This window comes from Corynebacterium sp. HMSC061H03 (assembly GCF_001838215.1).
Lineage (GTDB): Bacteria > Actinomycetota > Actinomycetes > Mycobacteriales > Mycobacteriaceae > Corynebacterium > Corynebacterium jeikeium_D.
The window spans coordinates 1-12,790 of the sequence record NZ_KV836051.1; the positions used below are offsets into that span (position 1 = coordinate 1).

The 12,790-nt window shown below is 59.2% G+C and carries 11 protein-coding genes; 5 read left to right on the plus strand and 6 right to left on the minus strand.

Features of this window, described 5'->3' with window-relative positions; genetic code table 11:
* Positions 1 to 159: 159 nt before the first annotated feature.
* The gene (locus tag HMPREF2787_RS02330; protein ID WP_016423316.1) at positions 160 to 780 is read right to left on the minus strand and encodes a transglycosylase family protein; all 621 of its coding nucleotides are present in this window, start codon (positions 778 to 780) and stop codon (positions 160 to 162) included.
* An 871-nt stretch (positions 781 to 1,651) separates the two neighbouring features.
* Between HMPREF2787_RS02330 and HMPREF2787_RS02335 the strand changes: the two genes are divergently transcribed.
* Positions 1,652 to 2,083: a cold-shock protein gene (locus tag HMPREF2787_RS02335; RefSeq protein WP_005511873.1), complete on the plus strand. Its 432-nt coding sequence runs from the start codon at positions 1,652 to 1,654 to the stop codon at positions 2,081 to 2,083.
* A gap of 72 nt (positions 2,084 to 2,155) precedes the next feature.
* Here HMPREF2787_RS02335 and HMPREF2787_RS02340 read toward each other — a convergent pair whose 3' ends face one another.
* Both HMPREF2787_RS02340 and HMPREF2787_RS02345 read right to left on the minus strand, forming a co-directional pair.
* Complete coding sequence (locus HMPREF2787_RS02340) at positions 2,156 to 2,650, minus strand: DUF2771 family protein (RefSeq protein ID WP_016423315.1); 495 nt, start codon at positions 2,648 to 2,650, stop codon at positions 2,156 to 2,158.
* A gap of 122 nt (positions 2,651 to 2,772) precedes the next feature.
* A complete protein-coding gene (locus HMPREF2787_RS02345) occupies positions 2,773 to 3,933 on the minus strand; it encodes a glutaminyl-peptide cyclotransferase (protein WP_070858285.1) in 1,161 nt (386 codons plus the stop codon).
* Between the two features lie 23 nt (positions 3,934 to 3,956).
* Here HMPREF2787_RS02345 and HMPREF2787_RS02350 point away from each other — a divergent pair, with 23 nt between their 5' ends.
* The 3 genes from HMPREF2787_RS02350 to HMPREF2787_RS02360 all read left to right on the plus strand — a co-directional run bounded on the left by HMPREF2787_RS02350 (position 3,957) and on the right by HMPREF2787_RS02360 (position 7,187).
* A complete protein-coding gene (locus HMPREF2787_RS02350) occupies positions 3,957 to 4,649 on the plus strand; it encodes a DUF3027 domain-containing protein (protein WP_224433761.1) in 693 nt (230 codons plus the stop codon).
* A gap of 141 nt (positions 4,650 to 4,790) precedes the next feature.
* The gene (locus HMPREF2787_RS02355; protein WP_016423312.1) at positions 4,791 to 6,305 is read left to right on the plus strand and encodes an NCS2 family permease; all 1,515 of its coding nucleotides are present in this window, start codon (positions 4,791 to 4,793) and stop codon (positions 6,303 to 6,305) included.
* Between the two features lie 9 nt (positions 6,306 to 6,314).
* Complete coding sequence (locus HMPREF2787_RS02360) at positions 6,315 to 7,187, plus strand: TrmH family RNA methyltransferase (protein ID WP_070858286.1); 873 nt, start codon at positions 6,315 to 6,317, stop codon at positions 7,185 to 7,187.
* 3 nt (positions 7,188 to 7,190) lie between these two features.
* Here HMPREF2787_RS02360 and HMPREF2787_RS02365 read toward each other — a convergent pair whose 3' ends face one another.
* The 3 genes from HMPREF2787_RS02365 to serC form a co-directional block, all read right to left on the minus strand.
* Positions 7,191 to 8,087, minus strand: coding sequence for a DUF6928 family protein (locus tag HMPREF2787_RS02365; protein WP_246818292.1), 897 nt, complete (start codon positions 8,085 to 8,087; stop codon positions 7,191 to 7,193).
* 24 nt (positions 8,088 to 8,111) lie between these two features.
* Positions 8,112 to 9,239 carry a septation protein SepH gene (gene sepH, locus HMPREF2787_RS02370; RefSeq protein WP_083326632.1) on the minus strand — a complete coding sequence of 376 codons (1,128 nt, stop codon included), beginning with the start codon at positions 9,237 to 9,239 and terminating at the stop codon, positions 8,112 to 8,114.
* A gap of 222 nt (positions 9,240 to 9,461) precedes the next feature.
* The gene (gene serC, locus HMPREF2787_RS02375) at positions 9,462 to 10,598 is read right to left on the minus strand and encodes a phosphoserine transaminase (RefSeq protein ID WP_048733705.1); all 1,137 of its coding nucleotides are present in this window, start codon (positions 10,596 to 10,598) and stop codon (positions 9,462 to 9,464) included.
* A gap of 724 nt (positions 10,599 to 11,322) precedes the next feature.
* Here serC and HMPREF2787_RS02380 point away from each other — a divergent pair.
* Positions 11,323 to 12,618 carry a citrate synthase gene (locus tag HMPREF2787_RS02380; RefSeq protein WP_083326633.1) on the plus strand — a complete coding sequence of 432 codons (1,296 nt, stop codon included), beginning with the start codon at positions 11,323 to 11,325 and terminating at the stop codon, positions 12,616 to 12,618.
* Positions 12,619 to 12,790: the final 172 nt, after the last annotated feature.

Genomic DNA, 12,790 nt, shown 5'->3' on the forward strand with positions numbered 1-12,790 from the left:
GGTGATGCATTCACCGCCTGAACCTACCGGGCCATTTTTGTCATAAACGCAGTCACTAACTCGCGTTGGGTCGGCACCGCCAATCTGCGGAAGGCAAAAAGTAGCCCCGAGGGGGATTACCCTCGGGGCTACTGTGATGAGCTGGCTAGCTCGAAAGTCTTAAATCAGACCCTGCAGCTTCGACAGGTCGAACGGAATGGCTGCGACCAGTTCCTGCGGGAGCTCAACCTCGCCGGTCAGTGCACGGAACTCAGCGATGAGTGCCTGAGCGTCGGACAGGCTGTCGACGTTGGACAGGCGGTCAGCGAACTGCTGGACCAGGTCAGTCTTGGAGTCGGAAGCAGCAGCTGCCGGAGCGGCCTGTGCGCGAACAGGAGCGGAGCCCTGGCTCGGGTGCGGACGATCGGTCGGGCCGGAGGAGAGACCCAGGCTTGCGGAGCAAGCCGGCCATGCGCCCCAACCCTGCTGAGCCAGGACCTTCTCAGCAACGTAAATCTGCTGCTCGCGGGAAGCCTGATCAGCGGTCGAAGCGAACTCGTTACCACCGAAAGCGTTCCAGGTGCTTGCGGAGAACTGCAGACCGCCGTAGTAGCCGTTTCCGGTGTTGATGTGCCAGTTGCCGCCGGACTCACACTGTGCCAGGCGGTCCCAGTCGGAGTCCGGAGCTGCAGAAGCGGTCGGTGCGAAGATAGCGGCACCGGCACCGAGGATTGCGCCGGTCAGTGCAACCTTTGCCGAAGTGGAAGCGAAGGTGTTGGTCTTAGCTGCGTGGCGAGCCATATGAAAATTTCCTTTTCGTCGATTTTCTTTGTGGCGCCAGTGGGGCTAATGCAACCCCATCTCACTCTTATGGAAAGTTCTTCACGTTATTGATAACGGGCCGATGTCATCGCACTGGAGTGAGATGAAGGCGATCTATGCGACTTCGTCCGTTAAACGCGTCGATTGCACACCGTAGCGGTTGATAACGAAATAGTCACGCGAATCGCCGGATTCTTAATTTTGAGCGCAGGTGGGAAATATGCATAAAAGTAGGTGAAACTGCAGGTAAGAGATGTGACTGTTATTGGTGTTGTGTAAGTTAAAACTTCAAAATGTGATAAAGCTCACGTTATCGTCTTGTTATTTTTCCGGTTTTGGCGCGCCGCATGCACTGAGAAGGATGGCCATAAGAGATAGCCATAAAGAACCAACGCTGGCAGTTAGTTGCCGTCTCGGTGTGTCAATCCGCGAGCGTGCTCGCTTCACTCAAATCCGTCTTCCCTTTATGTCTCCATCTATGGGTATAATTGAGTTCTTTAGGTAATCGGAGGTGACGTGCACATGCACGCCGCTACCGCTGCCGCCACTTCGCACTAGTAAGCAGTAATAAATAATGTGTTCCCCGTTGGAGTGCGTCCTGTTTTGGTCGCACCTTAATTAAAGGAACACCATTAAGACAGCGCCCGGCCCGGCATATCCTCGCGATCCTGTCTGGCCAGGCTCGCCGCGAGCGAGCCTCTAACTCTGGCCGTTTGTGCGTGCGAGGACGGTGGCAAATGCGGAAGAATTGCATCTCCGATCCGAAGACCCCGAAGGGCAGTCACCGCTGCACAAGGGGGAACGAGGTTGAGTGCCCCCAGTCACAGGGCACGGGAAGGTTAGGTGGAAAGTGCCCATCGGTAAGGTCAGGTGGTACGACAAGGATCGCGGTTTTGGCTTCGTTTCGAATCCGGACGGTGAAGATGTCTACATCGGCAAGAACGTGCTGCCGAAAGGTGTGGAAGAACTCGTAACTGGTCAGCGCCTGGAGTACGACTACGCTGACGGCCGCCCAGGCCCGCAGGCTCTCCGGATCAAGGTGCTCGACGAGGGACCGCGCGGTGCCCGTCACCGCCGTGGCGGGGCAGGTGGGGGCGCAGGAGCCCGTCGTCAAGCAAAGAAGCACAGCCCCAGCGATCTCAACGGCATGATTTCGGACATGATTTCCATGCTGGAGTCGACGGTGCAGCGTGACCTGCGCGCCGGGCGTTACCCGGAGCGTAAGGACGGCCACCAGATGGCTGAAGTCCTGCGTGCGGTCGCGCGCGAGCTGGACTCGTAAGTCGGTAGAAGATGTGAAAAACGCCCGCTCACGAAGGTGGATAACCTCAGTGAGCGGGCGTTTTGCTGTGCTTTACGACGGTTCGTTGACGATCGACCAAGTAATACCGTAGGTGGTCTCTTCGCCCTCGGAGTTCTTTCCGATGAGCGCGGTGGAAACCTCCACGACCCCGAGTGGGGTGCGTTTTCCGGCAACAGCTGCGGAGCCGGCGATGGTCTCGGTCGTGGCTTCGCCCGGATCCTTGCGAGAGGTGGAGTTGACCGCATCGTCGGAGAAGAAACGCTGCAGAGTCCAAGAGTTAGAGCCAACAGTGGAGCCGACGTTAACCTCAGCTGTCTCCTGCTCGCCCAGAGAAATCTTGGCGGCGTTGGCCTCAGTCGTGGTGCAGGCATTCTTCTCAAAGAGGTCGCAGACGCGGTAGGGAAGAACCTCTGTGGTTTCGCCGTCCTGAATGACCTCGATGGACAGCGCGTGCGGGTCGTCGATTGCCTGGTTGGTCCACTTATTGACAGCAAGGACAATGCCGGTGACGACAAGACCCACCACGACAATAGCGCCGACAACCATGAACGCCTTACTATTCTGTTGCCAGCGGCGCCTACTCGATCCCATCAACTCTCACTTCCCGACATTCGTAACGGAATTGAAGCTACGTTCAGTCACACTAGCCGTTTTCGGGCCAGATACTGCTATTCACTCACGGTAACACGGTAGGCCGTGGGCCATTTCTTCCCTGTGAGCAGGAACTGGCGGGGGCCATTGGGGGGGGTAGAGGAAGAATCCGGCATTAGAGCAATGCCGTTGAGCACATCAATACTGTTTTGCTCTGCCGGGGAGAGCTGCGCGTACAAGTCGCGGAAGAGTTCGGTGGCATCGACGATGCCTGTGACCTTTCCGTCTTCCGGGTTGATGCGGTAGATGAATGGACTCTGCCAGACGTTGGCCCAAATCTCGCGGTGCGATTGCGGGGAGTTTGGTCCGTCCGCGTTGCTCTGGTTGTTTGAATCGCTCGTGTCCGCTGGTACTTCGTCCGGCACTTCGTCCAGAGCTGCGTCGCCGTTGACAGTGACGCACTCGAGTTCGTTGAGCCACGTTGTCTCTGTACCTGCTGCAGTGACCGCCAGTTGACGCTGGGAAGAGAGGTCATCGGGGGCGCGGAAAGTGAGGGTGCCACTGCCGTCGGAGGTCACGATGGTGTCATCGAAGGAGCACGCGCCCCAGCCCTCGGTGTCGAAGGGAACCTCGCGACGCTGCTTGAGAGTAGCCGCGTCGCGTTCAATGGCGCGTCCTTCCTTCCACGTCAGCTGCCACACGGTATCTCCATGACGGGTAATCCCCTCGCCGAAGAGTTCAGGCTGTAAATCTTCCACGTTGGTCGGCTCGGCTGCAGAGTTGTCGAGCCACTGCGGTAATCGGTAAATCTGGGACTCGCCGTAGAGGCCGGTGCCCATCAACAAAGAGCCATCGGGTTCGAACTCAAGGCCCTGGACAAAAGGCGCAGCGACATTCTTCTCCGTGGGAAGTGGTGGAGCCAAGACAGGATAGGACTGCTCGATGGCCAGTTTCAGTGTCGGAACGTCACCGAGCCCCGGCACCTTATCGGCACCGACCAGCTCGGAGGGATTAACCGATGCCGAAGTCGACCTTGGGGCGGTGCCGGAGTTCGAGTCCGCACTAGCGCCACTAGAAGGGGCCTCGCCTGAGGGATCGCCACCTGAACCAGTTTCAGCCGCACAGCCGGCCAATAGGGCGGCAGTTGTCACGGAGAGGATGGCAGCTCGGGCCGTCGTAAAGCGTGATGAGTGGAAGGGGCGGGCGAGTTTTGCGTCGCCCGACGGGAATCTGTCCATAGCTTCACTCTAGGATAGGAAACGTGACTGAAAATCGACGACGTTCCCGAAACAGCCGCCGACGGGGGAAGGTGATGAATCACCAGGCGGTCGACACTGCCCGTACCGCGATTGAAGAGCTCGGGGAGGGGCCTGCCGGCGCGCACACCGGTGTAAGTGTCGTAGGCGAGGGCGTTGCGGTGCATCGTTTTGCGGCTGACCTGCCCGGATACAGGGGCTGGGAGTGGCATGTGGTGGTCGCGTGCGCGCCGGGTACTCAACAGGCGACGGTCAGTGAAGTAGCTCTTGTTCCTGGCGAAACCGCGCTGCAGGCGCCTGAATGGGTGCCCTACGAGGAGCGGCTGCGCCCCGGTGACCTCGGTCCGCGCGATCTGTTGCCGGCTGCAGTGGGAGATGAGCGACTCGACGGCGATGACTTGCAGACCCGCACCTTGTCGGCGCGTGGTGTGGAAGATACCGAGCAGCGTTGGGAAGAGGGCGATACCGGCCCCGAGAGTGACTTTGCTCGGGAAGCATTGCACCGCTGCCGAACTTGCGCCTTTATGGTTCCGTTGACCGGGCCGCTCGGTAAGAACTGGGGTGTGTGCGTCAACGAATGGACATTCGATGCCACGGCCGTAAGCTTTGACCACGGCTGCGGTGCTCACTCAGCTATCCCGGAAGTAACGGGGCAGGGCGCACCGGTGGCGGAACCCTACCAGGATTCCCACCTGTAGCTTTCCACCTAGGCAAACGCGATGACGAAGAAGGTGCAGTTTCGACGTCACCGTGGCCCCAGAGACTGCACCGTTACGGCTTTCGGCACAAAAATTCCGCTCTGACACGGATAGTAAAGAGACTCTAGAGAGGCATAAAAAATGGACAAAGGTACGTCCACCTCTGCAACATCCTCAGATGAGGCGAAGGACTCCAAGCCTGCACGGAAGGGGAGCCATCTTTCGGCAGTGGACCGCTATTTTCACATCACGGAGCGCGGTTCGACGACCGTGACCGAGATTCGCGGTGGCGTAGTGACCTTCTTCGCGATGGCCTACATCATTCTGCTCAACCCGCTGATCCTCGGCAATATCGAGGATGTCAACGGCAATAGCCTGGGGATACCACAGGTCGCCGCTGTCACCGCGCTCGCCGCGGGTGTCATGACCATTACTTTTGGTCTCTTTGCCAAGTACCCCTTCGGCATTGCGACGGGCCTGGGCATCAACACCCTGGTTGCCGTGACATTCGTTGCTAACGAGGGGCTGGCCTGGGAAGAAGCGATGGGCCTGGTCGTGCTGGACGGCGTGATTATCGTGCTGCTGGCGCTGACCGGATTCCGCACAGCTGTCTTCCACGCGATTCCGTCCGATATGAAGGCCGCGATGAGTGTGGGTATCGGCCTATTCATTGCCATGATTGGTCTGGTCGACGGTGGCCTGGTTCGCCGTATTCCCGATGCCGCTGACACGACTGTTCCGGTGCAGCTCGGCATCAATGGTCAGATTGCCTCGTGGCCGACCGCCGTGTTCGTCCTCGGGCTGATTATCTGCGGCATCATGGTTGTCCGCAATATTCCAGGTGGCCTGTTCATCGGCATCGTGCTGAATACCATCATTGCGCTCGCAGTCGAGGCCTTGACGGATGCGGGCCCCTCCTTCGCTGATGGCAAGCCAGTGCCGACCGGTTGGAATCTTGCGGTACCGACTCTGCCGGACCGCGTAGGCGGCATGCCGGACTTGTCCCTCGTTGGAGCTGTGGATCTTTTCGGTTCCTTTGCCCGCGTCGGTGCCCTCAGCGCCACCATGCTGCTGTTTACCTTGGTCCTGGCGAACTTCTTCGATGCCATGGGCACGATGACTGGTCTGGGCAAGCAGGCCGCACTTGTCGATGAAGACGGTGTGCTGCCGGACATGAAGCGCGCACTGGTTGTCGAAGGCACCGGTGCCATTGTCGGTGGTGCAGTCAGCTCCTCGTCGAACACCGTCTTTGTGGACTCCGCAGCGGGCATCGCCGATGGTGCACGGACTGGCCTTGCCAACATTGTCACCGGCATCCTCTTTCTGGCGGCGATGTTTTTCACCCCGCTCTATGAAATCGTGCCCATCGAGGCTGCCGCGCCAGTGCTGGTCATCGTCGGTGCCATGATGATCGGGCAGATTACCGAGATTGATTTCACCCGTTTCGACATCGCACTGCCGGCATTTTTGACTATTGTCACCATGCCGTTTACCTACTCGATTGCAAATGGTATCGGCATCGGTTTCATCACCTTTGCTGCGATGGCTATCTTCTCGGGTCGTGCCAAGTCCGTGCATCCGCTGATGTGGATTGTCTCCGGCCTGTTCATCATCTACTTCGCCGCCGATCCGTTCACCGCTCTGCTGGGCGGCTAAAGAGTTTCCATGAGTACCACCACATCCCTCGAACGCTTTGCGCCCATCGTCGTCGACGATCCCGCCGACAGCCGTCTCGATGACATCCGCAACCTCAACAAGTCCGATTCCCGCCCCGATTTGCCCGGTGGGAAGGGGCTGGTCATCGCCGAAGGCACGCTCATTGTGCCGCGGTTAGTGCGCTCACGCTTTCCGCTCCGCGCAGTCTTTGGTACTCGCCAGAAGCTCGCATCGCTTGCCGACGGACTGACCGCGAGCGAGGCCGCTATTGCGGAAACGGTGCCCTGGTTTGAACTCGACCGCGAGGTTCTGGCCGCAGCGGCCGGATTTGATCTTCACCGCGGCCTTCTGGCCACCGCTGACCGCGCGCCGGAGCTATCGGTGGACCAAGTTCTGAGCGGAGCCACCACCTTGGCCGTGATGGAGGGCGTCGGCGGCCACGAGAACATCGGAGCCCTGTTCCGTAACGCGGCGGGCATGGGCGTGGATGGGGTCGTCTTCGGCGCGGCCTGCGCCGATCCGCTGTATCGCCGCAGCGTGCGCGTTTCCATGGGGCATGTGCTGACAGTCCCATTTGCGACTCTGCCCGGTACTACGACCACCTGGCAGCGAAGCTTGGACCAGCTCAAAGAGCAGGGCTTCCGCGTGGTGTCGATGACCCCTGCGGGCACGGTGGACCTGTGGGATGCCATGGACACGGACAAGGTCGCGATTCTCGTTGGCGCTGAGGGGCAGGGGCTTACCGAGCACGCGATGGCAGCCACCGATGTGCGTGCTCGCATTCCCATGTCACCGGGAACTGACAGCCTGAATGTGGCTACCTCCGCGGCGATCGCGTTCTACGAGCGACTGCGCGTTCAGTCGCAGCGCGCAGGGCGGTAGAAACTATTTCCCGAACTTGCCTCGCGCCCGCCGCCAGGTGCGGCCAGCGAAGTTCTTGGCCTTAGCCCCAAAGCGACTGAGCTCCTCCAGAAAGTCTCGGTTCGGCTCTGCGTTGTGAACTTCGTAGTCGTCGTAGGCGCGGTCAAGCTCTGCGCCAGACTCGGACGAACCCGGCTCACCCATTAGCCCGCGTGGACTACGAGACGTCGAATACGAAGCTCCGGGAGCCGCACGACGGCCATCCACCGCAAAACCACTAACAGGGATGTCTGTAGCGGGCGAATGCGGGTCGAATCCGAGCCAGTCGGTGATGACGGCGTCGGCAAGCTCTGCCGGAACGAACGGCAAACCGACCCCCTCGCGTGGACGTGAACCCGTATCTTCGAAAGCGTCGGGCAGCGGGCGGTGCTTGCCCGCCCAGAAACTGCCCTCTGCGGGGCAGGGAAGACCGATGTCTTCCAGTGTGCGGTAGCGAGTAGCGGAGAAAGCGCGCTTGAGCTCACCATCGTGCCAATGCGCAAAGGCACCGAAGCCCGTGGATTTATTCGACACACTCGCGAAGACGTCCGTGGCGGCAATCTCCTGCCGCAGACGAGGCGACAGCTTGGACAGCTGCGAGACATCATCGAGAACCGTCTGCAGTACGGCAACGCCCTCAAAGCCACCGATGTAGTATTCACCGTCACCGGTTTCCGCCGAGCGGTTGAGCGGGAAATCACCAATCGGTGTTACCGGCAGCGTTGAGTCATAGAGAGCTAGGAAACGACGCCCGAAACCGCGGTCGTGCTGAACACCTGTCTCCAGGGCCGCAGCAGGGTCATTGGTGCTGATAAACCAAATTGTGACTACACCGCGGCGAATCGCGGAGAATTCGAAATCAGAAGCGTTGCCACTGGTCATGGAGCTCATTGTCGAGGGAAACTCCTACTTCTTCGGGCCGTTCGGACGTACGCCGAGAAGCACATCCTCCCACGACGGCATGACAGTCTTCTTCTTGCGCTTCGGCTGCTCCGCGTCCGGGTGCTGCAAGAACTCCGTCTCGTCAATATCGTCGTCGGCGTCATCGCTTTGCGACGGAACGTCCTGCTCCCCGTGGCCTCGCTGCGGCTCCGCCGAAGACTGCCATGCGGCTGGCATCTCAGAGGTATCCGCGGTATCAGCAGCTCGATTGGCCTGCGGAGCCAAGTCTCGGTTGCGGCGGGCAAAGTCGGGGTCGATCAGCTCTGCTGCCAGCTCATTGCGAGCAATGGTGAGCGCGGAAAGTCCCTCCGCCTGGTAACTCCACTCGGCCACGTTGGTGGTGTGGCCGACATTCCAAGTAACCGTCACAATCCACTGCCCACTTGGGTCGCGGTAGGCATCCCACGAGGCATCGGCGAGTTCCTGGCCACGGGCGGCAAAAGCGGTGGCGAGAATCTCCCACAGGGACAACTTGGCCGGCCCATCAATGCGACGCGGCTTCGACTGCTTGCCGAGCTCCGCAATACGTGCGCGCTCTGCAAGCACCGGGTAGGCGAAGGACTCAATCTTGCGCGGCTGCATGCCACTGTATTCAATGAGCTCCTCGACCGTTTGGCCACCGCGAATGCGATCCTGAATCTCGCGCGGCGACAAAACGACCCGGGGCTCTTCCAGAACTGGCTTCGGCGCAGTTGGAGTCTTCTTCGGTGCCCCGCCTGCCGCAGTGGAGTTGCCGGCCGCCTCGCTGCCTTCGGCCGAGTCGCCGCCTGCGGTGGTGGCTTCCGCTGTGCTGTCACTAGTGGAATTTCCGTCGGAGGAGCCGCTCTCTGCGGTAGCACTCTCCCCAAAGCTACCGCTGGCAGTGGCGGTGGTGGCGCTGGATCCGTCGGCAAGCGATGCGGAATCAGCTGCAGCAGGGGAACCAGCGGCATCGGCGAGCTCGAAGTGCTCGACCAGGAAAGTGCGCAGGTTCTCGTCGAGAGGCAGCGTGAAGCGAAGTCCCTCCTGCCGTTCCTGCTCGGTGATATCAGCGGGAACGAGAATCAGTGAATCGGTCACATCGCCGTCCAGAACGGGCTTCAGCTCCCTCATGCGAGAACCTCCTTGTTGGTCGACGTTATAAGTAATGCTCACTAATCATGGTAAACGACAAAACTCCCGCGTCACGGACAAATGGGGCAATGCCCTTGCGCGTGGCGCGGGAGTTAAGCGGATGAGGCCGGTAAACGGCGACTGCTCTGCGACCAATTTGGCCTTGCGTTGCAGCGGCCATACTGCTACTTGGCAGCTGCCTTGCTGCTAGCTGCCCTGCTATTACTTGGCAGCGTAGCCGTTGTCCAGAACCCAGTCGATAGCGCCAGTCAGACGACGGATGTCCTCCGGGTCGATGGCCGGGAACATACCGATGCGCAGCTGGTTGCGGCCCAGCTTGCGGTACGGCTCGATGTCGAGGATGCCGTTGGCGCGCAAAACCTTGGCAATCTGTGCGGCGTCGATGTTGTCCTCGAAATCGATGGTGCCGACGACCAGCGAGCGCTTCGCAGCATCGGTGACGAACGGAGTTGCCTCCGCGCGGTTCTCAGCCCAGTTGTAGAGGTGGGAGGAGGACTCGGTGGTGCGAGCGACCATGCCGTCGAGGCCGCCGTTGGCGTTCATCCACTTGACCTGATCAGCCAGCATCAGCAAGGTGCTGACGGCCGGGGTGTTGTAGGTCTGGTTCTTGCGGGAGTTGTCAACGGCAGTCTGTAGGTTCAGGAAGGCCGGGATGAAGCGGTCGGAAGAATTGATCTTCTCAATACGCTCGATGGCGGCCGGGGACATCGCAGCCAACCAGATGCCGCCGTCGGAAGCGAAGCACTTCTGCGGGGAGAAGTAGTAGACGTCAGCCTGGGACATGTCGACGGGGAGGCCGCCGGCGCCGGAGGTGGCATCGATGGCGACGAGCTGGCCCTCGGAACCTGCCGGGCGGGTGACCGGAACCATGGTGCCGGTGGAGGTCTCGTTGTGAGCCCAACCAATGAGGTCAACGCCCTCTTCACCAGCGACAACCTCAGGTGCGGAACCCGGCTCTGCTTCGATGATCTGCGGAGCGTCGAGCCACGGAGCCATCTTGGAGGCCTTGGCAAACTTGGAGGAGAACTCACCGTAAGTCAGGTGAGCCGACTTCTTCTCGATGAGCCCAAAGGTGGCAGCATCCCAGAAAGCGGTTGCGCCGCCGAGGGACAGGACTATCTCGTAGCCTTCCGGAAGCTGGAAGAGCTCAGCCAGACCCTCGCGAACCTCACCAACAACGTTCTTCACTGCCGGCTGACGGTGGGAGGTACCCATGATAGAGGTACCGCCGTCAACGATTGCCTGAATCTGTGCCGGGCGAACCTTCGACGGGCCGCAGCCAAAGCGGCCGTCGCCGGGCTGGAACTCTTCAGGGAGGACTGGGAATTGATCGCTCATATGAGGCGCAACCTTTCAAAGTGCATTCAAAGTGAAGCTTGATATACAGCCGTTGTCTTCAAACTCTAGCGGTAATCGGGGGTACTTATAGCAAAAGGGTGGGGTTCAATTGCCCCCGGTTGCGTACTTTGCATAACAAAACAGGGTGGATTGGCGTATTTGCAAAGTTTGCGAAGAATTTTTTCCAGTTTTGTTGGCGCTGAAAACTTAGCGATGTGGGGCCTCGGGCGGGTGGAGAGAGGTGAATTACTGTGGATTTAGTTGATGTGTTTTCGGGCGTTGGCTCGATGGTTTTTGAACTTTTCAAGACATCGGCTGTTGAATGGGCTCCTGACCTCCTGATTAGTAAATGAGCAGTGACAACGTAATAAACCCGTTTTTCCATTTGCATTTCGGGGTGAAGAGGGGTCAAGATTGGGTAAGCCCAGGCTGCCCGAATGGGGTAGAGGGTGTTGCACTGCTCACACTCTTTGATATTGTGTGTTCTAATCCACTGCAGGTGTCGGTTCTTTATGGTTACGGCACGGTCGATGTGAACTAAGCAAACTTTTTTCACAGGGCAAGATGCAATGGAACGCAAATGTCGCGCATAATTGAATCATTGGAAACAATGCGACCTCGAAGGGGTGGCGTGGAGTTGGGAGGCAGCATGCTGTTTTCCGCTGTGCCTGCTTCCCCCGCACTCTGGAGTCGTTAAGAAGAATTTTTCTGTGAAAGGGAAGTTGTGGCTACTAAAGACGGCAAGGCTGTACTCCACTACCCGGGCGGCGAGTTCGAGATGGACATCGTCAAGGCAACCGAGGGTAACGACGGTATTGCACTGGGCAAGATGCTCCAGGAAACTGGACTGACCACCTTTGACCCGGGCTACACCGCAACCGGTTCTACCGAGTCCAAGATCACTTACATCGACGGCGGTAACGGCATCCTGCGCTACCGCGGTTACCCGATTGAGCAGCTGGCTGAGAAGGCTACCTTCAACGAGGTTTCCTACCTGCTGATTCACGGCCACCTTCCGTCTGAGGAAGAGCTTGCGCAGTTCAACCACGACATTCGTCACCACACCCTGCTGGACGAGGACTTCCGTCGCGCATTCAGCATCTTCCCGCGTGGCGCACACCCGATGCAGACCCTGGCTTCCTCGGTCAACATTCTGGCTTCCTACTACCAGGACGAGCTGGATCCGCTGAACGAAGAGCAGCGCAACCTGGCTGCGGTTCGCCTGATGGCTAAGGTCCCGATGCTGGCTGCATACGCTTACCGTGCATCCAAGGGTGAGCCGTACATGTACCCGGACAACAGCCTGAACGCTCGCGAGAACTTCTTGCGCATGATGTTCGGTTACCCGACCGCTGACTACGAGGTTGACCCGGTAGTGGTTGATGCTCTGGACAAGCTGCTCATCCTGCACGCTGACCACGAGCAGAACTGCTCCACCTCCACCGTCCGCATGGTCGCTTCCTCCGGCGCTTCCATGTTCGTCTCCATCGCTGCTGGTATCAACGCTCTGTCTGGCCCGCTGCACGGTGGCGCTAACCAGGCTGTTCTGGAGATGCTCGAGGACATCCAGCAGAACCACGGTGGCGACGCTACCGAGTTCATGAACCGCGTGAAGAACAAGGAGCCGGGCGTCCGCCTGATGGGCTTCGGTCACCGCGTCTACAAGTCCTACGACCCGCGTGCAGCTATCGCTAAGAAGACCGCTCACGAGGTGCTCGAGCACCTCGGCGGTGACGAGCTGCTGGATCTGGCCATGAAGCTGGAAGAGATTGCACTGGCTGATGACTACTTCGTCTCCCGCAAGCTCTACCCGAACGTTGACTTCTACACCGGTCTGATTTACCGCGCCATGGGCTTCCCGACGGACTTCTTCACCGTCCTGTTCGCCATCGGCCGCCTCCCGGGTTGGATCGCTCAGTTCAACGAGCAGGTCACTGACCCGGCATCGAAGATCAACCGTCCTCGCCAGATTTACACCGGCGAGACCGAGCGTGACTTCGTTCCGCGCGACCAGCGCTAAGGTTTCTAGCGATGACAGCGTAGGGGTTCCTCGCAGGTAACTCAGCATAGAAAAGTCCAGCGTTGAAAAACGCGAAAAGGCGCGTACTAGCCTTCGAAAGGTTGGTACGCGCCTTTTATTTTTCCTAGAATTTTAAGAAACCCCATTTAAGTTGGGTCCATTTGAGTTGGGA